Raw genomic sequence first — 19,579 nt, forward strand, 5'->3', positions numbered from 1 at the left:
ACACGGTTCCACATCATGGAACCTGTGGGAACCCCTCCAGTGAAGGAGCTGCCGTGAGCGAGGCTGCCACCGGCACGCGGGCACTCGACCGCGCCGCCGACCTGGTCGCCACGGTGGTCCACGCCGACGAGCCGCTGTCGTTCGCCGACCTCCAGGACGCGAGCGGGCTCGCCAAGTCGACGACCTCGCGGCTGCTCACGGCCCTCGAGCGCTCCGGGCTCGTCGAGCGCGACCCGGCCGGGTCCTACGTCGCGGGACGGCTGTTCTGGCTCTACGCCGCGCGGCACGACCCGTGGGAGGAGCTGGTGCGCCTCGCCCGGCCCGTCATGGACGTGCTCGGGGCCGACACCGGCGAGACCGTGCACCTCAGCGTCACCCGTGGCGACCGCGTCGTGCAGGTCGCCCAGGTCGACTCGACCTTCCTGCTCGGCACCCGCGACTGGACCGACATCGAGGTGCCCGCCCACTGCTCGGCGCTCGGCAAGGCCCTCCTCGCGTGGGGCGCGCTCGACCTCCCCGAGGGCGAGCTCGAGCGGCCGACGCCGGCGACCCTTCCCGACCGCGAGGCCGTGCGCCGCGACGGGGAGCGCTCGCGCGAGCGGGGCTGGGCGCTGACCGAGGACGAGCTCGAGATCGGGCTGACCGGCATCGCCGTCCCCGTCTTCGGCATCCGCGGCGACGTCGTCGCCTCGCTCGGGATCTCCGGTCCCACCCCCCGGCTGGCGCAGCGGCTCGACGAGCTCGGTCACCGCCTGCTGGACCAGTCCGCCGCGCTGTCCTCCCTGCTGCGCGGTCCCGCCCGTCCGACACCCAGCCGCACCGCTCGCACCCAGGAGGTGGTCGCATGACCCCCGAGGAGATCCTGCAGGCCCTCTACGACGAGACGCTGGTGGGCAACGCACCACGCGTGCTCGACCTGACCAACGAGGGGCTCACCCTCGACATGGAGCCTCAGACACTGCTCTTCGACGCGCTCATCCCCTCCCTCGAGGAGGTCGGGGCCCGCTTCGAGCGCGGTGACTTCTTCGTCCCCGAGATGCTCATCGCCGGACGGGCCATGGCCGGCGCGATGGAACGGCTGCGGCCCCTCCTCGCCGAGACCGGCGTGGAGACCGTCGGGAAGTTCCTCATGGGCACGGTCAAGGGCGACGTCCACGACATCGGCAAGAACCTCGTCAACATCATGCTCGAGGGAGCCGGCTTCGAGGTGATCGACCTCGGGGTGCAGGTGGCACCGGAGAAGTTCGTCGCCGCCATCGAGGAGCACCAGCCCGACATCGTCGGCTTCTCGGCGTTCCTCACCACCACCATGCCGATGTTCAAGGCCAACATGAACGCCCTCGAGAAGGCCGGCATCCGCAACGACGTGATCGTGATGGTCGGTGGCGCGCCCGTCACCCAGGAGTACGCCGACGCGGTCGGCGCCGACGGCTACGCAGCCGACGCCTCCCAGACCGTCAAGCGCGCCAAGAGCCTGCTCGACACGAAGCGCGCCAAGGTCCCCGCATGAGTGCGGAGCCGCTGCGCACGATCCTGCGCTCCGCCTCGCGCGAGGTCGCCATCGGGCACGACACCCGCTTCACCCTCATCGGCGAGCGGATCAACCCGACCGGTCGCCGGATCTTCCAGGAGCAGCTGCGCGCGGGCGACTTCTCCGCCATCGAGCGCGACGTCAAGGCCCAGGTGGAGGGCGGCGCCGACGTCCTCGACGTCAACATGGGCGTCCCCCTGACCGACGAGCCCGAGCTGCTGGCCAAGGCCATCCAGATGGTGCAGGAGCTCACGGACCTCCCGATCTGCATCGACTCCTCGGTCGTCGAGGCGCTCGAGGCCGGGCTCTCGGTCTACCAGGGTCGCGCGCTGGTCAACTCGATCACCGCCGAGGACGACCGGATGGAGGCGATCCTCCCGCTGGTGAAGAAGTACGACGCCGCCGTGATCGCCCTGCCCAACGACCACGACGAGATCCCCATGGAGGCCGACAAGCGCGTCGAGCTCACCGCCAAGATCGTGCGCGTGGCCACCCAGGAGTACGGCATCGCCCAGGCCGACATCGTGATCGACCCGCTGGCCATGCCGATCGGCGCCGACACCACGACCAGCCTGGTGACCTTCGAGGTGATGCGCCGCATCCGCGACGACTTCGGCGTCAACATGACCTGCGGGGCCTCCAACGTGTCCTTCGGCATGCCGGGCCGGCACACCCTGAACGGCACCTGGCTGCCGATGGCGATGACCTCCGGCCTCACGAGCGCGATCATGGACACCCGCACGCCCCAGGTGGTGGAGGCGGTCAAGGCCGCCGACGTCTTCCTCGGCCACGACGACTGGGGCATGGTCTGGATCTCCGCCCACCGGGCGAAGCAGGCTGCGGACGGCGCGTGAAGACGGCCCCGTGAGAGCACCACGATGAGCCGACCTCCCGACGGGCCGGACTTCTCCCTCGCCGACGTCGCCCGCGAGGGCCTGATCGAGAGGCCGGGCGCCGACCCGCCCGCCCACGACGGCACTGGTCGCGTCGACCTCGCCTTCACGGTCCACAGCACCGCCGAGGACGGCGCGGCGGTCCCGCCCACGACACGAGGCGTACGCGTCCCGCCCGGGGTGACTGTCTTCGACGCCGCCTCGTGGAACGGGATCGCGATCGACTCGACCTGTGGCGGCCACGGCACCTGCCACAAGTGCCGGATCCAGGTCACCTCCGCCGTCGAGGTGCCCGTCACCCGCCACGACGTACGCACCTTCACCCCCGACCAGCTCGCCGACGGGTGGCGGCTCGGCTGCCTCCTCCACGCGACCCGTGACCTGGCCGTGGAGGTCCCGCCGCTCACCACCCGGCCCAAGGCGGCGACCGTCGGCATCGGTCGGCAGGTGATCTTGCGCCCGGCTCTCCAGAAGCGCTACGTCGAGCTCGCCGAGGCGACGCTGGCCGACCAGCGCACCGACCTCGTCCGGCTGACCGACGCGATCGACGACCTCGAGCTCACCGCGGACCTCCATGTGCTGCGCCGGCTCTCGACCGTGCTGCGCCAGGCCGACTTCAAGGTCACCGCCGTCATCCTCGACGAGGCGCTGGTCGACGTGGAGCCGGGTGACACGACCGCGGTCCGCCACGCGATCGCCTTCGACCTCGGCACCACCACGGTCGTCGGCACGCTCCTCGACGTCGGCACCGGCACCCCGCTGGCCGTCGCCTCCGCGCTCAACGCCCAGCAGCCCTTCGGCGGTGACGTGATCACCCGGATCAGCGCCACGATGATGGACCCCGACGCGCTCGGCCGCCTCCAGCGGGCCGCCGGCCAGACCTTGGCCGACCTGGCCGCTCGCGTGTGCCGGGAGGCCGGGGTCGACCCGCACGACGTCTACGAGGTGGCGGTCGCCGGCAACGCCACGATGACCGCCCTGGCCCTCGGCATCGACCCCGAGCCCCTGGGCGTCGCCCCGTTCGTCATGTCGTCCGCGCAGCCCCCCGACGTCCTCGCCTCCGAGATCGGCCTGAGCCTGCACCCGCGGGCCCGGGCGTTCTTCTTCCCGGCGCTCGGGGCCTACGTCGGCGGCGACATCGTCGCGGGGATGCTCGCCACCGGCATGGACCGCGACAAGCGCACCCGGCTGTTCATCGACGTCGGCACCAACTGCGAGATCGTGCTGAGCGACGGTGAGACGCTGCTCTCCACGGCCGCCCCGGCCGGGCCGGCGTTCGAGGGCGGTGCGATCCGCTGCGGCATGCGCGCCGCCGACGGTGCGATCGAGGTCGTGAAGGTCGACCCGCACGCGGAGGACCCAGCCGCGGCGGTGACGCTCGGCGTGATCGGTGATGTCGAGCCCCGCGGGCTGTGCGGCTCCGGCCTGGTCGACGCGGTGGCCGAGCTCGTGCGGATCGGGCTGCTCGACGCCACCGGCCGGCTCGTGCCCGACGAGGCCGCCAAGGAGGTCGCCCCCGCGCTGGCCGACCGGCTCGCCCTCGTCGGCGAGGAGCGAGTCTTCCTGCTGCACCGCCCCACCCCTGACGCCGAGCCCGCGGAGTGCGTCTACCTCTCGCAGCGCGACGTCCGTGAGCTCCAGTTCGCCAAGGCCGCGATCTCCACCGGCTGGTCACTGCTGCTCGAGCAGCTCGGCCTGGAGCACCGCGACGTCCAGCAGGTGCTGCTCGCCGGATCGTTCGGCAGCTACCTCTCCCCCGCCTCGGCCGTCCGCATCGGCCTGGTCCCCAAGCTGCCCGTGCTGCGGATCGTCGCGGCCGGCAACGTCGCCGGCGAGGGCGCGAAGATGGCCCTGTTGTCCGTGCGCGAGCGGGCCGGCGCGCTGGCGCTGCTGGAGGAGGTGACGTATGTCGAGCTCTCCGACCGCCCCGACTTCAACGACGCCTTCGTCGAGCAGCTCTCCTTCGGTTCCTGAGCGGATCGCGCTCGTCGCCTGCGGCGCCATCGCCCAGCCGGCCGCCGCCGTCGTCGAGCGCCGCGGCTGGCCGGTCGACGTGCACCCGCTGCCACCCCTCCTGCACAACCACCCCGGACGGATCGCGGACGAGGTGCGGGCCCTGGCGGCGCGGCTCGCGGAGTCGTACGGCCGGGTCGTCATCGGCTACGCCGACTGCGGCACGTACGGCGCCCTCGACGAGGTGTGCCGCGACCTCGCCGTCGAGCGGCTCCCCGGCCTGCACTGCTACGACGTGTACGCCGGGGCGTCGCGGCTCGAGCGGTTCTTCGACGAGCAGCCCGGCACCTACCTGCTGACCGACTTCCTGGTGCGCTCCTTCGCGCGCACGGTGGTCAAGGAGATGGGGCTCGACCGGTACCCCGAGCTGCGCGACACCTACTTCGGCAACTACACGCGCGTGGTCTGGCTGGCCCAGTCGCCCGACGACGAGCTGCACGTCCTCGCGCAGCAGGCGGCCGAGAGGATCGGGCTCCCGCTCACCGTCGTCGACACCGGGGACCACGGGCTCGAACGCGCACTGGCCGCCCTCGTCTCCCCCGGTACCTAGGTACCGTCCCGCAGGCGCTCGAGCATGTCGGTACGCCAGGCCTCGGTCTCGCCGATCTGGTTGAACGTGAAGACGTGCAGCCCCTCGACGATGGCTCCGTCCTCACCGAGCGCCGGCGCGCACCGCTCCAGGAACGTCTCGCCGGTGAAGCCGCCCGGCGCGGCGAGGCGGGCGAAGAGGCCCTTGTTCTTGGCGAGGAACTTGGTCGACTCGCCGACGCCGATCCGGGTCGCCATGCCCAGCAGCTTGGCTCGCTCGACCGGACCGGGGATCCCGAGGAGCAGCGGCATCGCGACGCCGCGGGCGCGCAGCCGACGCACCCAGTCGCGCACCACCGCCGGGTCGAAGGTGAGGTTGCTGACGATGTGGGTGGCGTAGCGGCGCTTGTCCCACATGGACTGCACGGTGAGGTCGTCGTGGATCGTCGGGTGCGACTCGGGGTAGCCGGTGATCCCGACGTGGGCGAACGGCGAGCCCAGGTCCCTGAGGTCCTCGAGCAGCGCGAGCGCGTCGGGGTAGTCGCCGACGGCCTCGGCGTCGCCGCCGGGGACGAACACGCTCGTGATGCCCTTGCCGCGGAGCCGCTCGGCGATCTCGGCCAGCTCGCCGCGACCGGAGACCATGCGTGCCGCGAGGTGCGGCACCGTGGGATAGCCGTGACCGGTGAGCCGCTCGGCCAGGTCGAGCGTGGCCTCCAGCCCCTTGGAGGGCGAGGCCGTGACGGTGATCGTACGGTCGCGGGGCACGTGCTCGAGGACCTTCTCCTCCGTGGAGGCGGTCGGCAGGACCTCGTAGCGTGCGTTCTCGAGCAGCCGGACGAGTGTGGCCGTGGTTCGCTTGTTGCGCATGGAGCAACTCGTTTCGTGATGCGCATTCCAGTGGCCCCACTGTAGTGGCTCCGCGGCCCGGCTGACAGTCGTGGCGCACCCCGAAATGGCAACGAGGGGCGGCCACCTCACGGTGACCGCCCCTCGTGGCGCGACTAGCGGATCGTCACTTGACGGTGACGGTGGCGCCGGCGGCCTCGAGGGCCTCCTTCGCCTTGTCCGCGGCAGCCTTGTCGACGTTCTCGAGGATCGTCTTGGGCGCGGCCTCGACGAGGTCCTTGGCCTCCTTCAGGCCGAGGGAGGTGAGGGCGCGCACCTCCTTGATGACGTTGATCTTCTTGTCGCCGGCGGCCTCGAGGACGACCTCGAAGTCGGTCTTCTCCTCGGCGGCGGCGTCGCCACCGGCGGCACCACCGGCGGCCGGGGCGGCGGCCACGGCGACGGGGGCGGCGGCGGTCACGCCGAAGGTGTCCTCGAACTGCTTGACGAACTCGGAGAGCTCGATCAGGGTCATCTCCTTGAAGGCGTCAAGGAGCTCGTCGGTGCTGAGCTTCGCCATGGTGGCGGTTCCTTCCGTGTGTGGCCCGCCCGCGTGGTGCGGTCGTGCCGGATTTCAGGTGGTGTACGTCGGCCTGGGCTCAGGCGTCGGTGGACTCGGCGGCCGGCTCGGCAGCCTCGTCGGTCGCCTCGGGCTCGTCGGCTCCCTCTGAGGGGGCGGCCTCCTCGACCGGGGCGTCCTCGGCAGCGGGAGCAGCCGGCGTGCCGGCACCACCTGCGAGGATCGTGGGGTCCTGCTCGGCCTTGGCCTGCAGCGCACCCGCGAGACGGGCGGCCTGGGCGATCGGCGCGTTGAGCAGGTAGACGGCCTGGGACAGCGAGGCGAGCATCGCGCCCGCCAGCTTGCCCATGAGCACCTCGCGCGACTCGAGGTCGGCCAGCTTGGCCACCTCGGCAGCGTCGAGCGGCTTGCCGTCCAGGACTCCACCCTTGATGACAAGGGCGGGGTTCGCCTTGGCAAAGTCACGCAGACCCTTGGCGGCCTCGACCACGTCTCCATTGATGAAGGCGATGGCGGTGGGGCCGGTCAGCAGGTCGTCGAAGCCTTCGATGCCCACCTCGGTGGCGGCGATCTTGGCCAGCGTGTTCTTGACCACGGCGTAGTTGGCGTTCTCGCCGAGGGAGCGCCGCAGGTCCTGCAGCTGCTTCACGGTGAGCCCGCGGTACTCGGTCAGCACAGCGCCGGCGGAGTCGTTGAGGGACTCAACGATCTCTGCGACGGCGGCAGTCTTTTCTGGCCGCGCCATGGGTCTCCTTCCGGGGTTGACCACCGGCGTCGGGCCCACAGACGACGAACGCCCTGAGCACAGGCTCAGGGCGTGGGGCGGGATGTTCCGCTCTGCTCTGTCACCTGCGCCGGCCGCCCGCTGCTGCGGACCTTCGGTCACGAGCATGGCGCTCACGACAACCTGCGGTCTCTGGTTTCGAGTGGGAACTGTACGCGCCGCTGCACGGACCCGACAAATCGGCGAGGTCGACCCGGCAAACCGGGCAATCGGCTCCCGACGGGGGCCCTTCACTGGTTCCATTGTCGCGTGGACCACCAGCTCATGACCGTAGGGGCCTCCCTGGCCCGCAGCGACGAACGCATGCTCACCGGGCGCAACGCCGCCGGGCGGGTGTGGAAGACCGGCTTCCAGGGCCTCGACCCGCTGATCGGCGGAGGGATGCGCGCCGGGTCACTCGTCCTCCTCGCCGGCCCCCAGGGCCTCGGCAAGTCGACCTTCGCGCTGCAGGTCGCGCGAAACAACGCCGCGACCGGACGCCCCGTCCTCTACTTCTCCTACGAGCACGACGCCGAGGACCTCACCCAGAAGCTCATCGCCATGGAGGCCGGCGAGCTCGACGACTCCGACCAGGTGCGGGTCAACAGCATCCGGTCGATCTTCGACGACCTGTGGGTGAGCTCCCTGGAGCACCGGCTGGAGTCGGTGCCCTCCGGCGTCGAGGCGCTGACCAAGGTGTCGCACTACTCCGAGATGCTGTTCGTGCACCGCTCGACCGGCACGCGTACGGACCTCTCCGCCATCGAGGCGGCCATCGAGGCCGTGCGCGAGCTGTCGGGCACCACGCCCCTGGTGATCGTCGACTACCTCCAGAAGGTGAAGTCCACGCACGAGGACGAGGAGTCCAGCACGACCCAGATCGTGGAGGGGCTCAAGGACCTCGCCATCGACATCAACGCCCCGGTCCTGGCCATCGCCGCCGCCGAGAAGGAGGCGCTGCGCTCCGGCAAGCGGATGCGCGCCAACGACCTGCGCGGGTCCAGCGCCCTCGCCTACGAGGCCGACGTGGTCCTGGTGCTCAACAACAAGTTCGACATCGTCGCCCGGCACCACCTGACCTACGACCTCGGCAACGCCGAGCGGTTCCGGGAGTACGCCGTGCTGACGATCGAGAAGAACCGGTTCGGCCGCGACGGTGGCGTGCTGCAGTTCCGGACCCGCTTCGACCAGGGTCGCTTCGAGCCCGAGGGCAGCGAGGTCAAGGAGCAGCTGATCGACGAGCGGGTCTTCCGGGAGTAGCGCGCAGCGCTTCACGCTGACACGGCCTCGGTCACAGACCCGGCTGCTCGGTGACCTCGCTGGCCGGCGGCTCCTCGATCTCGACCTCGGTGCCGAAGTCGGAGTAGGTGCCCTCGGTGGTCGAGGTCGTGGGCTGCCCGCCGCCCATCGCCGGGACCTCGGTGGTCTGCGCGAACTTGCGCGGCAGGTTGTCGGCGTCGACCCACATCTCGGTCACCAGCTCCTTCGGGAGCATCTCGGCCATCGCGGCGGGGAACTCCATCGCCTCGAGGTACTGGGTGGGGTCGAGGGTGATCCGGTAGTGGTTGGTCTCGACGCCGTCGACCTCCTCTGCGCCGACGAGCTCGAGCTTCTTCGGGGCCTCCATCGCCTTGAACACGACCTCGGGGTCGGTCGCCTTGCCGATCATCCCGAACAGCGAGCTCGGGTCGCTGAGGTCGATCTTGAGCCACTTGTCGCCCGTGCCGAGGGCGGGCGACCTCATGTACATCGCCTGGCCCAGCAGGATCATGTCCATCGCCTGCGCGCCGGTGCCGGTGGCCTGCATCGCGATGCCCTCGTCGCCGAAGCGCGCCGTGCCGGACATCGTCTGCGTCTGGCCGGCGGTGTCGGAGGTGGTCTCGAACGCGAACGTCTCGGCGTCCTGGAGCGCCCCCATGACCGCTGGGTAGAAGTCGGCCGCGGACAGCTCGGCCAGCGACGGCTCCGTCGACTCCTCGGTCTCCTCGCTCTCCTCCGCGGAGTCCGTGGACTCCTCGGTCCCGTCAGCGCCCGTGTCGGTCGCCGAGCTCGATGAGTCGGAGGAGCCGGAGTCGTCGCTGCACGCAGCAAGCCCGGCTCCCAGGGTCAGCACCAGAGCGGCGGAGCCGAGGCGGCGGGCGAGGGGCGTGACGCGCATGTGTGTCTCCTGGGACGAGTGGTACGACGATCCGAGCGGCTGGTTGCCTGCGGACGTTCTACCCGATCGTTCCACAGCCAAACGGCCCGGCCGCCCCGTGGAGGGGCGACCGGGCCGTGTGCGGCTCCTGGAGGTCAGGCCTGCGCGGCCTCGTCCTCGGACGCGACGTTCTTCACGCGGTTGGGGTCGACCTGGATGCCGGGGCCCATCGTCGTGGAGACGGTGACCTTCTTGATGTAGCGGCCCTTGGAGCTGGCCGGCTTGAGACGCAGCACCTCGTCGAGCGCCGCGGCGTAGTTCTCCGCGAGCTGGACCTCGGTGAAGGAGGCCTTGCCGATGATGAAGTGCAGGTTGGCGTGGCGGTCGACGCGGAACTCGATCTTGCCGCCCTTGATGTCCGTGACGGCCTTGGCGACGTCGGGGGTCACCGTGCCGGTCTTCGGGTTGGGCATGAGCGAGCGCGGGCCGAGGACGCGGCCGAGGCGACCGACCTTGCCCATCATGTCGGGCGTCGCGACGACGGCGTCGAAGTCGAGCCAGCCGCCGGCGACCTTCTCGATCAGCTCGTCGCCACCGACGAACTCGGCGCCGGCCTCACGGGCAGCCTCGGCCTTCTCGGCGTTGGCGAACACGAGGACGCGGGCGGTCTTGCCGGTGCCGTGCGGGAGGTTGACGGTGCCGCGGACCATCTGGTCGGCCTTGCGCGGGTCGACACCCAGGCGCATGACGACGTCGAGGGTCTCGTCGAACTTCTTCTTGGAGGCGCCCTTGGCGATCTTGATGGCGGCCAGCGGGGCGTAGAGCTCGTCCTTGTCGAACTGCTCTGCCGCCGCGCGGTAGGTCTTGCTGCGCTGCATTGTCTTCTCGTTTCTCTGGTGCGAAGGACGTGGTTTAGGCGAGCCAGCGCGGCTCTCCCACGGTCGGAGCTTGTCTGCTGAGCTCGCGAGCTCGCTCAGCTGTCGGTCGTGACGCCCATCGAGCGCGCAGTGCCCTCGACGATCTTCATGGCCGCGTCGATGTCGTTGGCGTTGAGGTCGGGCAGCTTGGTGGTCGCGATCTCGCGGACCTGGTCCTTGGTCAGCTTGCCGACCTTCTCCTTGTGCGGGACGCCGGAGCCCTTGGAGAGACCGGCAGCCTTCTTGATGAGCTCGGCGGCCGGCGGGGTCTTGGTGATGAAGTCGAACGAGCGGTCCTCGTAGATGGTGATCTCGACGGGGATCACGTTGCCGCGCATGGACTCGGTCTGGGCGTTGTAGGCCTTGCAGAAGTCCATGATGTTGACGCCGTGCGGGCCGAGCGCCGTACCGACCGGCGGGGCCGGGGTGGCCGATCCGGCCTGCAGCTGCACCTTGACGAGTGCAGCGATCTTCTTCTTGGGAGGCATTGCCTTCTACTTTCTGTCGTGTGGTCCTGACGAGGGCCGATGCCCCCTGCCACGGGTTGTCGCTACTGCATTGTCGCTTCTGTACGGCCTGCTCGGGAAATCGAGCCGTGAGGTTGGGTCTCGACCCGCGGTCACGGCTTCGCGAGCTCAGCCGTGCGCTCGCTCGACCTCGCTCGGTTCTGCCCGCTCCGCGGTCAGACTCGCTGAATCTGGCTGAAGGAGAGCTCGACCGGGGTCTCGCGGCCGAAGATCTCGACGAGGGCCTTGACGCGCTGCGACTCTGCGTTGATCTCGGTGATGGTCGCGTGGAGCGTGGCGAAGGGGCCGTCGACCACCATGACGGAGTCGGAGACGTCGAAGTCGGCGACCTCGACCGGCTTGCGCGGCGTGGTGGAGGAGCCCTTGTCGCCCGCGGCGGCGGCCTCGGCCTCGGCGACGGCCACGACGGCCGGCGCGAGCATGTCCTCGACCTCGCTCATGCTCAGCGGCACGGGCTGGTGGCTGTGGCCGACGAAGCCGGTGACCGACGGCGTGTGGCGCACGGCGGACCAGGACTCGTCGGTGAGGTCCATGCGGACCAGGACGTAGCCGGGGAGCACGGTGCGCGTGACCATCTTGCGCTGGCCGTTCTTGATCTCCGCGACCTCCTCGGTGGGGACCACGATCTCGTGGATGTAGTCCTCCATGTTGAGGGAGATGATGCGGTTCTCGAGGTTGTGCTTGACCCGCTTCTCCATGCCGGAGTAGGTGTGCACGACGAACCAGTCGCCCGGCTTGGCCCACAGCTCGCGGCGGAACGCCTCGAGGGGGTCGTTCTCCTCCGCCTCGGCGGAGGCGTCCTCGGCGGCCTCGTCGCCGTCGACCTCGTCGGTCACGGCGTCGTCCTCGGTGTCCGCGACGGCGTCCGCGGAGGCGTCCTCCGGGGTCGCCTCGTCGAGGGACTCGACCTGGTCGTCGACCTGGTCCACGTCATTGTTCTCAGACACGTTCACTCCGTACGTCGTTGCTGGGCCCGGTCTCCGGGACCGGGGCCGGGATCACCCGGCGGGATTCACGAGTTGTGGGTCACTGCCGTGTCGTCACTGGGTGTTGCTGCCGGTGAAGACCTCGAAGACCAGCTTTCCGAATGCCAGGTCGAGCAGCGTCACGATCGCCATCACCACGACGACGAAGACCAGCACGACGAAGAAGTAGGTGATCAGCTGCTGCTGGGTGGGCCACACCACCTTGCGGAGCTCGGCCACCACCTGTCGCAGGAACGTGGCGGGGCTGGTGCGCCCACGGTCGTCGCCGCGCGAGTCGCGCCGGTCCTGAACCGCGTTGCCGTCGGCCACGTCATCCACCTTCTCGTTGTTGCTGTGCGTGTTGCTGGTGCAGTGATCTCGCAGGGCACGAGGGACTTGAACCCCCAACCTTCGGTTTTGGAGACCGATGCTCTGCCAGTTGAGCTAGTGCCCTTCGGCGGTCCCGACCCCCATCGCTGGGGGCATGCCGAAGCATGTGGCGAAACCACCACTCGGGAAGCATACGGGGCCGATCCAGCCCGCGTCGAACCGAGGTCGCACCCCCTGCCTACGATGCGGGGCATGACGGCAACGGGGGCGGGCGGCGTACGGCCCCTGCGCGACGTGTCGCGCCTGCCCAAGGCCCACCTGCACCTGCACTTCACCGGCTCGATGCGGCACGCCACGCTCCTCGAGCTCGCCGAGCGGGACCAGGTCGTGCTCCCGGACTCGCTCGTCGAGGACTGGCCGCCGCAGCTCAGCGCGGCGGACGAGAAGGGCTGGTTCCGGTTCCAGCGGCTCTACGACGTGGCGCGCTCGGTGCTGCGCACGCCCGAGGACGTGCGCCGACTGGTCCTCGAGGCCGCCGAGGACGACGTCCGTGACGGCGGCCGCTGGCTGGAGATCCAGGTCGACCCGAGCGGCTACGCCGCCAGGTTCGGCGGGATCACCGCCTTCACCGACCTGGTCCTCGACTGCGTGCGCGACGCCTCCGAGCGCACCGGCCTCGCGATGGCCGTCGTCGTGGCGGCCAACCGCACCCGCCACCCCCTCGACGCGCGCACGCTCGCCCGGCTCGCCGCCCAGTACGCCGGGCGCGGGGTGGTCGGGTTCGGCCTGTCCAACGACGAGCGCCGCGGCAGCACGGCCGACTTCGAGGGCGCGTTCCGGATCGCCCGACAGGCCGGCCTGCTGCTCGTCCCGCACGGCGGGGAGCTGCGCGGCCCCGACCACGTCCGGCAGTGCCTCGACAGCCTCGGGGCGCACCGCCTCGGCCACGGCGTACGCAGCGTCGAGGACCCCGCCCTCCTCGAGCGCATCGTCGCCGCCGGTGTCGCGCTGGAGGTGTGCCCGACCTCCAACGTCTCGCTGGGCGTCTACTCCGACCTGACGTCGGTGCCGCTCCCGCAGCTGCTGGCCGCGGGTGCGACGGTGGCGCTCGGGGCGGACGACCCGCTGCTGTTCGGCTCCCGCCTCGCCGGCCAGTACGCCACGATGCGCGCCGCGCACGACCTCGACGACGCCACGCTGGCCCGGCTCGCGGAGATGTCGTTCGAGGCCTCGCGTGCGCCCTCGGACGTCGTCGCCGCGGCCAAGCGTGACATCGCCGCCTGGCTCGACTGAGACATCTGAGGACGTGGTGGACGTGCGAACGGCCTCAACCCGTCCAGGACGTCCTCAGATATCTCCTAGAGGGAGCAGCCGACCGTCACGGGCTCGTTGACCAGGCTGATGCCGAAGCGGTCGCGCACGCCGTCGCGCACCTCGCGCGCGAGCGTGAGGAGCTCCTCGGTGGTGGCGTCCCCACGGTTGGTGAGGGCCAGGGTGTGCTTGGTCGACAGGCGCACCCGCTCCCCCGCGGCAGGGCTGGTGTAGCCCTTGCCGAAGCCGGCGTGCTCGATGAGCCACGCGGCACTCGACTTCCACGTCCCGTCGGGCTGCTCCCACCGCGGCGCACCGTCGGGCAGGGCGGCCGCCTGCTCGGGGGTGAGGAACGGGTTGGTGAAGAACGAGCCCGCGCTCCACGTGTCGTGGTCGGCCGCGTCGAGGACCATGCCCTTGCCGCGCCGCAGCCCGAGCACCGCCTCGCGGACGTCGGCGAGCGGCGCCCGCGTCCCTTCGGCCACGCCGAGCGCCCGCGCCAGCTCGGCGTACGCCACGGGCGCGCCCAGGGTGCCCATCCGGAGCTGGAAGGTGACGTCGAGGACGACGTGGCGTCCCGGGTCGGCCTTGAACCGGCTGCTGCGGTAGCCGAAGTCGCACTCGCTCGCGGCGAAGGTGCGTACGCCGCGCAGCACGCGGTCCCACACGCGGACGCGAGCGACGGTCTGGGAGACGTCCTGGCCGTAGGCGCCGACGTTCTGGATGGGGGTGGCACCCACCGAGCCGGGGATGCCGGACAGCGCCTCGATCCCGACCCAGCGCCGCTCGACGGCCGTGGCCACGAAGCCGTCCCACGGCTCCCCCGCGGCCACCGTCACGGTGGCCCCCGAGCACGACGGGTCGCCGGAGTCGTCGACGTCCGCGGCCACACCGGTCGTGACGACCTGGACGACCCGCCCGTCGAAGCCGGCGTCGGCGACGACGAGGTTGGAGCCGCCCGCCAGCACGAGCACCGGGGTGCCTGCCGCATCGGCGTCGGCCACGGCAGCGACCAGCTCCTGCTCGGTCGTCGCGCGGACCCACTCGCGACCGGGACCACCCAGGCGCAGGGTGGTGTGGTCGCGCAGGTCAGGCACCCGTCGGGTCCTTCACGACGGCCTTGGGCATCCCGAGCACCTTCTGGCCGCCGCAGGTCACCTCGAGGGCGAGCGTGACGAGGCCGTCGGCGACGGACTTCACGGTGCCGCCCACGACCACCTCGGCACCGCCCTCGGCGGGCACGACGACGGGGCTGGTGAACTTCGCGCCGAGGTCGACCACCTCGGCGCCGTCGGTCCACTCCGCGACGGCGCGGCCGACCAGCGCGAGGGTGTACATGCCGTGGGCGATCACGCCGGGCAGGCCGACGCTGCGGGCGACGTCCTCGTCCTGGTGGATCGGGTTGTGGTCACCGCTGGCGTCGGCGTACGCGACGAGGTCGGCGCGCGTGATCGTGAAGGTCGACGGGCCGAGCACGTCGCCGGCGGCGAGCTGGGTGGTCACTGGGCGCTCTCCGCTCCGGACGAGTGGACGAGGGTGGCCTTGCCGGTGCACACGACGGCGCCGGTGGCGTCGGTGAGCTCGCTGGTCGTGGCGATGATGTCCGCACCGCCGATCTGGCGCAGGCCGGTGACGGTGAGCGTCGCGCTGAGCTCGTCACCGACCGCGAGCGGGCGTACGTAGGCGAAGCGCTGCTCGCCGTGGACGATGCGGTGCAGGTCGATGCGCTCGGCGTCGAGGAACGCCTGCATGGCGTCGAAGGCGAGCACTATCGGGAAGGTCGGCGGCACCGCGCCCGACGCACTGTCCGGATGGCCGACGGCCGCGGCGAAGGCGGCGACCCGCTCGGACGTGACGGTCAGGGGCGCCGGCGCGGGGAACTCACGCCCCACCAGCGAGGGGTCGACAGGCATGCCCCGACCCTAGCCGGGCGCGAGGCACCAGCGCACGGCGTGGTGCGCCCCGGACACACAACGACCCGTCCGAGGTCTCGGACGGGTCGGAGGTGGAGAAGACGAAGCGTCAGCGGGTCTCGCGGTGAGCCGTGTGCGTGCGGCAGCGCGGGCAGAACTTCTTCAGCTCGATGCGGTCGGGGTCGTTGCGACGGTTCTTCTTCGTGATGTAGTTGCGCTCCTTGCACTCGGTGCACGCGAGCGTGATCTTGGGGCGAACGTCAGAAGACTTGCTGGCCATGGGAGAACCTTTGCGTTGGCGGGTGGTGCGGGGTGGAGCTTGCTGGACACTGGTGGTAGCGGGGGCGGGACTCGAACCCGCGACACCACGATTATGAGCCGTGTGCTCTAACCACCTGAGCTACCCCGCCGCGGAGGTCGGGGGCTCCCGGAGGAGACCCGACCCAGAGCCCCTTTACGGAATCGAACCGTAGACCTTCTCCTTACCATGGAGACGCTCTGCCGACTGAGCTAAAGGGGCAACGACGGAGAACGATACACACGCCCTGCCACGATGAGAAATCGACTCGGGCACGGCCTCATCCGGCCTCTCCGGACCCCTGGATCCGGGGCCATCCGACCGCCTCCTCGAGCTCGTAGGCGAGGCCCAGCAGGCGTGCCTCCCGCCCCGGTCCGGCGCCCAGCATCATGCCCTGCGGGAGCCCGGCGGCGGTGGTCGCGAGCGGCAGCGAGATCGCGGGCTCCCCGGTGGCGTTCTGGAGCGGCGTGAACGCCACCCAGTCCATCAGCCGGGCCATGATCTCCTCGTAGTCCTGGTCCGGCCGCAGGTGGCCGACGCGCGGGGTCTCGGTGGCGAGGGTGGGCGTGAGCGTGATGTCGTACGACGCCCGGTGGCGGGCGGCGAGGTGCTGGGAGCGACGGAGCACCGCGATCGAGAACGGCTGCTTGTGCAGGTTGCGCGCGGCGTGCCTGGCGAGGCCGAGGGTGAGGTTGTCGAGCCTGCCGGGGTCGAAGGTGTCGCCGTAGTCCTTGCGGCCGCGCTTGGCGATGACGTAGGCGAGGAGCGACCAGAAGCGCACGAAGTGGTCGGGGAAGCTCGCCGGGACCGGGTTCTCGACCTCCTCGACGTGGTGGCCGAGGGACTCCAGCAGGGCGGCCGTCGCGAGCGTGAGCTCGCGCACCTCCGGGCTGCAGTCGCGGCCGATGCCCCGGGTCACCACGGCGACGCGCAGCCGCGCCCGGCCGGGGCGGGTGATGCCCCCCACCGGCGCGAGCAGCGGGTTGCGCCAGACCTTCTCGGCCTCGCGGTAGAACGCTGCGGTGTCGCGGACGCTGCGGGTCAGCACGCCGTCGGAGACGATGCGCACGGGCATGTCGCGCATGATCCGGTCCTGGGCGAGGCGCCCGCGGGTGGGCTTGAGGCCGACGAGGCCGTTGACGGCCGCCGGGATGCGGATCGAGCCGCCGCCGTCGTTGGCGTGGGCGATCGGCACCGCCCCGGCGGCGACGAGGGCGGCGGACCCCGCTGAGGAGGCGCCGGCGTAGTGGTCGGGGTTCCACGGCGAGCGCACCGGACCGAGGCGTACGTGGTCGGCCGCGCCGGAGAACCCGAACTCGGAGAGCTGGGTCTTGCCCAGCGGGATCAGCCCGGTGGCGAGGTACATCCGCGCGAAGTCGCCGTCGGCCTGCCGCGGGGTCCCGGTGAACGCGTCGCTGCCGTGCTGGGTGGGCATGCCGGCCACGTCGACGTTGTCCTTGACGAACGTCGGCACCCCGGCGAACCAGCCGCCGCGCGGGCTCCGCGCCTCCTCGCGAGCCCGGTCGTAGGCGGCGTACGCGACCGCGCCGAGGGCCGCGTCGACCCGCTCGGTCCGCGCGATCGCGGCCTCGACCACCTCGGGCACCGAGACCTCCCCCGCCCGGAGCGCCGCCACGAGCCCGGTGGCGTCGAGGTCGGTCAGGGCGTCGTCGGAGAAGGCGTGCACGCGCGTCATAGCGGGGCAGCCTACGGACTGGTCGCGCGCGGCGGCAGGGGTGAAATCGGTTGTGGCCCTCGGCCTCGGCCGGCAGCGTGGGGCCATGACGAGCAGTGACGTGTGGGATGCGGAAGCCGCGGCGAGCTATGACGAGAGCTCGGCCTTCATGTTCGCGCCCGAGGTCCTCGACCCGGCAGTCGACTTCCTCGGGGCGCTCGCCGGCGGCGGCCCGGCCCTCGAGCTGGCGGTGGGCACCGGCCGAGTCGCGATCCCGCTCGCCGACCGTGGGATGCGCGTCAGCGGCATCGAGCTGTCGCAGCCGATGGCCGACCAGCTGCTCGCCAAGCGGCCGGGCTTCGACGTCGTGGTGGGCGACATGGCCACGGCCCGGGTGCCGGGCGAGTTCGGCCTCGTCTACGTGGTGTGGAACAGCATCGGCAACCTGCGTACCCAGGCCGAGCAGGTGGCCTGCTTCGCCAACGCGGCGCGGCACCTCGCGCCGGGCGGCCGCTTCGTCGTCGAGCTCGGGGTGCCCGGGATCCGGCGGTTCCCTCCCGGCCAGAGCGCGGTGCCGTTCCACGTGGGCCGTCGTCACGTCGGCTTCGACACCTACGACCTGACCACCCAGCAGGGGACGTCCCACCACTACCGCCGCCACGACGACGGCACGGTGACGTACGGGCAGAGCAACTTCCGCTACATCTGGCCGGCCGAGTGCGACCTGATGGCACAGCTCGCGGGCATGTCCCTCGAGCGACGCGTCGCCGACTGGCACGGCGCACCCTTCACCAGCGACAGCGACAGCCACGTCTCGGTCTGGCGCAGGCCCGCCTGACGCCGACCCGCGTCAGAGGTCGGCACACCCGCGGCGGTGGCAGTCCTCGAGGTGGTCGTCGACGAGGCCGATGGCCTCCATCAGGGCGTACAGAGTGGTGGGACCGACGTGGGCGAACCCCACCTTCTTGAGCGCCCTGGACAGCGCGAGCGACTCGGGCGAGGTGGTCGGCACGTCGGCGGTGGTGCGCGGCGCCGGGCCGGGCTCGGGGCGGAAGGACCAGATGAACGCCTCGAGCCCGCCCTGCTCGCGCAGTGCGACGGTGGCGCGGGCGTTGGCGATCGCGGCGTCGACCTTGCGACGGTTGCGCACGATGCCGGCATCGGCCATCAGCCGGTCGACGTCCAGGGGACCGTACGCCGCGACGGCGTCGGCGTCGAAGCCGGCGAACGCGGCACGGAAGTTGTCCCGCTTGAGCAGGATCGTGTGCCACGACAGGCCCGACTGGAACGCCTCCAGGGTCAGCCGCTCGAGGTGCGCGGACTCACCGGAGACCCGCAGCCCCCACTCGGTGTCGTGGTAGGCGAGGTTGACCGGGTCGCCGGCACCCCAGGGGCAGCGGGCGACGCCGTCCGGCCCGACGACCGCGGGAGATCCCATGCCGGTCAGTGCCGGAGCTTGAGCCGGACGTTGGGCATCTCGGGGGCGGGGATCGAGTCCATGTCGATGTCGACCACCCCGAACCGCCCGTCGACCTGCCGGCCGCCACGGATCTGCTCCTGCCACTCCTCGCGGAAGCCGACGATCTCCTCGTGGGTGCGGCCGATGAAGTTCCACCACATCACGATCGGCTCGCCGAAGGGCGGCCCGCCGAGCACCAGCAGCCGGGCCTCCTCGTGGGCGGTGACGGTGAGCGTACGAGCGCCCGGGGCGGAGTAGGCGAGGTCGCTGGGCTTGAGCTCGGTGCCGTCGACGTCGACCACGCCGACGTCGAGCAGCACGCCGTGCTCGAACGACTCGTCCACCTCGATCTCGAGGGCCTTGCCGGTCGCGAGCATCACCTCCGCACCCAGCAGCGGGGTGTGGGTGGCCACCGGCGACTCGGCGCCCAGGAGAGAGCCGAGGAACACCCGGGCCTCCCACCCGGGACCGCGGACGGCCTGCGGGGCGAAGTGCTCGAAGCCGGGGTCAGTGTCGCGGGTGCCGTCGGGCAGCGCGATCCAGAGCTGGGCGCCGTGGAGGACGGACGTGCCCTCGGTCGAGACCTCGCTGTGGGAGATGCCGCGCCCGGAGGTCATCAGGTTGAGCTCGCCGGGCCGCACGACGGCACGATTGCCGGCGGAGTCACGGTGCTCGATCTCGCCCTCGAAGAGCCAGCTGGCGGTCTGCAGCCCGGTGTGCGGGTGCGGCGCGACCACCATGCCGCCGGTGTGCTCGACCTCGTCGGGGCCGTAGTGGTCGACGAAGCACCACGCGCCGATGAGCGAGCGGTGGCGTTGCGGGAGCGTGCGGCGTACGCGCATGGCCCGGGGACCCCCCAGCGGGACCTCGCGCGAGGTGAGCACGTCGATCTGCGCGGTCATCGTCGCTCA

At 71.2% G+C, this 19,579-nt stretch carries 23 protein-coding genes and 3 tRNA genes; 8 read left to right on the forward strand and 18 right to left on the reverse strand.

Going from position 1 to position 19,579, the window contains the following annotated elements; genetic code table 11:
- The first annotated feature begins 53 nt into the window (after positions 1-53).
- Genes EXE59_RS00510 through EXE59_RS00530 form a run of 5 tightly spaced genes read left to right on the forward strand, consistent with a single transcriptional unit; the run spans position 54 to position 4,987 of the window.
- Complete coding sequence (locus EXE59_RS00510) at positions 54-848, forward strand: IclR family transcriptional regulator (RefSeq protein ID WP_168218345.1); 795 nt, start codon at positions 54-56, stop codon at positions 846-848.
- Positions 845-1,510, forward strand: coding sequence for a corrinoid protein (locus EXE59_RS00515; protein WP_135837155.1), 666 nt, complete (start codon positions 845-847; stop codon positions 1,508-1,510). The genes EXE59_RS00510 and EXE59_RS00515 overlap by 4 nt, the downstream gene beginning before the upstream one ends.
- Positions 1,507-2,385 (forward strand): dihydropteroate synthase, encoded by an 879-nt coding sequence (locus EXE59_RS00520; RefSeq protein ID WP_135837156.1) that lies wholly within the window; start codon positions 1,507-1,509, stop codon positions 2,383-2,385. The genes EXE59_RS00515 and EXE59_RS00520 overlap by 4 nt, the downstream gene beginning before the upstream one ends.
- 24 nt (positions 2,386-2,409) lie before the next feature.
- Positions 2,410-4,398, forward strand: a complete 1,989-nt coding sequence (locus tag EXE59_RS00525; protein ID WP_135837157.1) for an ASKHA domain-containing protein — start codon at positions 2,410-2,412, stop codon at positions 4,396-4,398.
- Positions 4,331-4,987, forward strand: a complete 657-nt coding sequence (locus EXE59_RS00530; RefSeq protein ID WP_135837158.1) for a DUF1638 domain-containing protein — start codon at positions 4,331-4,333, stop codon at positions 4,985-4,987. Before EXE59_RS00525 ends, EXE59_RS00530 begins: the two co-directional genes overlap by 68 nt.
- Here EXE59_RS00530 and EXE59_RS00535 read toward each other — a convergent pair.
- The 3 genes from EXE59_RS00535 to rplJ form a co-directional block, all read right to left on the reverse strand.
- Entirely contained in the window at positions 4,984-5,835 is an 852-nt protein-coding gene (locus EXE59_RS00535) for a methylenetetrahydrofolate reductase (protein WP_135837159.1), read from the reverse strand. The genes EXE59_RS00530 and EXE59_RS00535 overlap by 4 nt on opposite strands.
- Positions 5,836-5,980: 145 nt before the next feature.
- On the reverse strand, positions 5,981-6,373 hold the full coding sequence (gene rplL / locus EXE59_RS00540) for a 50S ribosomal protein L7/L12 (RefSeq protein WP_056907137.1): 393 nt from the start codon (positions 6,371-6,373) through the stop codon (positions 5,981-5,983).
- A gap of 79 nt (positions 6,374-6,452) precedes the next feature.
- Positions 6,453-7,118, reverse strand: coding sequence for a 50S ribosomal protein L10 (rplJ, locus tag EXE59_RS00545; RefSeq protein WP_135837160.1), 666 nt, complete (start codon positions 7,116-7,118; stop codon positions 6,453-6,455).
- Between the two features lie 288 nt (positions 7,119-7,406).
- Here rplJ and EXE59_RS00550 point away from each other — a divergent pair, with 288 nt between their 5' ends.
- Entirely contained in the window at positions 7,407-8,396 is a 990-nt protein-coding gene (locus tag EXE59_RS00550; RefSeq protein WP_135837161.1) for a DnaB-like helicase C-terminal domain-containing protein, read from the forward strand.
- 31 nt (positions 8,397-8,427) lie between these two features.
- On the opposite strand, the gene EXE59_RS00555 is transcribed toward EXE59_RS00550, so the two are convergent.
- The 6 genes from EXE59_RS00555 to EXE59_RS00580 all read right to left on the reverse strand — a co-directional run bounded on the left by EXE59_RS00555 (position 8,428) and on the right by EXE59_RS00580 (position 12,136).
- Positions 8,428-9,294 (reverse strand): SCO4651 family lipoprotein, encoded by an 867-nt coding sequence (locus EXE59_RS00555; RefSeq protein WP_135837162.1) that lies wholly within the window; start codon positions 9,292-9,294, stop codon positions 8,428-8,430.
- 134 nt (positions 9,295-9,428) lie between these two features.
- Positions 9,429-10,151, reverse strand: a complete 723-nt coding sequence (rplA, locus tag EXE59_RS00560; protein ID WP_135837163.1) for a 50S ribosomal protein L1 — start codon at positions 10,149-10,151, stop codon at positions 9,429-9,431.
- A 95-nt stretch (positions 10,152-10,246) separates the two neighbouring features.
- The gene (rplK, locus tag EXE59_RS00565) at positions 10,247-10,678 is read right to left on the reverse strand and encodes a 50S ribosomal protein L11 (RefSeq protein WP_135837164.1); all 432 of its coding nucleotides are present in this window, start codon (positions 10,676-10,678) and stop codon (positions 10,247-10,249) included.
- 194 nt (positions 10,679-10,872) lie between these two features.
- Positions 10,873-11,664, reverse strand: a complete 792-nt coding sequence (gene nusG, locus EXE59_RS00570; RefSeq protein ID WP_135837165.1) for a transcription termination/antitermination protein NusG — start codon at positions 11,662-11,664, stop codon at positions 10,873-10,875.
- Positions 11,665-11,757: 93 nt separating this feature from the next.
- Positions 11,758-12,012: a preprotein translocase subunit SecE gene (secE, locus tag EXE59_RS00575; RefSeq protein ID WP_135837166.1), complete on the reverse strand. Its 255-nt coding sequence runs from the start codon at positions 12,010-12,012 to the stop codon at positions 11,758-11,760.
- Between the two features lie 51 nt (positions 12,013-12,063).
- Positions 12,064-12,136: transfer RNA gene (locus tag EXE59_RS00580), tRNA-Trp, on the reverse strand.
- 128 nt (positions 12,137-12,264) lie between these two features.
- Between EXE59_RS00580 and EXE59_RS00585 the strand changes: the two genes are divergently transcribed.
- Positions 12,265-13,305, forward strand: coding sequence for an adenosine deaminase (locus tag EXE59_RS00585; RefSeq protein WP_135837167.1), 1,041 nt, complete (start codon positions 12,265-12,267; stop codon positions 13,303-13,305).
- Between the two features lie 65 nt (positions 13,306-13,370).
- Here the strand turns inward: EXE59_RS00585 and EXE59_RS00590 are convergent, their stop codons facing one another.
- From EXE59_RS00590 to EXE59_RS00620, 7 genes are all read right to left on the reverse strand, one after another.
- Entirely contained in the window at positions 13,371-14,420 is a 1,050-nt protein-coding gene (locus EXE59_RS00590) for a UDP-N-acetylmuramate dehydrogenase (protein ID WP_135837168.1), read from the reverse strand.
- The gene (locus tag EXE59_RS00595; RefSeq protein ID WP_210428837.1) at positions 14,413-14,826 is read right to left on the reverse strand and encodes a MaoC/PaaZ C-terminal domain-containing protein; all 414 of its coding nucleotides are present in this window, start codon (positions 14,824-14,826) and stop codon (positions 14,413-14,415) included. Before EXE59_RS00595 ends, EXE59_RS00590 begins: the two co-directional genes overlap by 8 nt.
- Positions 14,823-15,236, reverse strand: coding sequence for an FAS1-like dehydratase domain-containing protein (locus EXE59_RS00600; protein WP_135837169.1), 414 nt, complete (start codon positions 15,234-15,236; stop codon positions 14,823-14,825). Before EXE59_RS00600 ends, EXE59_RS00595 begins: the two co-directional genes overlap by 4 nt.
- Positions 15,237-15,345: 109 nt before the next feature.
- Positions 15,346-15,516, reverse strand: coding sequence for a 50S ribosomal protein L33 (gene rpmG / locus EXE59_RS00605; protein ID WP_135837170.1), 171 nt, complete (start codon positions 15,514-15,516; stop codon positions 15,346-15,348).
- Positions 15,517-15,569: 53 nt separating this feature from the next.
- Positions 15,570-15,646, reverse strand: a tRNA-Met gene (locus EXE59_RS00610).
- Between the two features lie 37 nt (positions 15,647-15,683).
- Positions 15,684-15,756 (reverse strand) — tRNA-Thr (locus EXE59_RS00615).
- Between the two features lie 58 nt (positions 15,757-15,814).
- On the reverse strand, positions 15,815-17,230 hold the full coding sequence (locus EXE59_RS00620) for an amidase (RefSeq protein WP_135837171.1): 1,416 nt from the start codon (positions 17,228-17,230) through the stop codon (positions 15,815-15,817).
- Between the two features lie 85 nt (positions 17,231-17,315).
- Here EXE59_RS00620 and EXE59_RS00625 point away from each other — a divergent pair, with 85 nt between their 5' ends.
- Entirely contained in the window at positions 17,316-18,047 is a 732-nt protein-coding gene (locus EXE59_RS00625; RefSeq protein WP_135837172.1) for a class I SAM-dependent DNA methyltransferase, read from the forward strand.
- Positions 18,048-18,059: 12 nt separating this feature from the next.
- Here EXE59_RS00625 and EXE59_RS00630 read toward each other — a convergent pair whose 3' ends face one another.
- Both EXE59_RS00630 and EXE59_RS00635 read right to left on the reverse strand, forming a co-directional pair.
- On the reverse strand, positions 18,060-18,647 hold the full coding sequence (locus EXE59_RS00630; RefSeq protein WP_135837173.1) for a DNA-3-methyladenine glycosylase I: 588 nt from the start codon (positions 18,645-18,647) through the stop codon (positions 18,060-18,062).
- Between the two features lie 5 nt (positions 18,648-18,652).
- On the reverse strand, positions 18,653-19,570 hold the full coding sequence (locus EXE59_RS00635; RefSeq protein WP_135837174.1) for a pirin family protein: 918 nt from the start codon (positions 19,568-19,570) through the stop codon (positions 18,653-18,655).
- Positions 19,571-19,579: the final 9 nt, after the last annotated feature.

Origin of the sequence: Nocardioides eburneiflavus (genome assembly GCF_004785795.1) — a bacterium.
Taxonomy (GTDB): domain Bacteria; phylum Actinomycetota; class Actinomycetes; order Propionibacteriales; family Nocardioidaceae; genus Nocardioides; species Nocardioides eburneiflavus.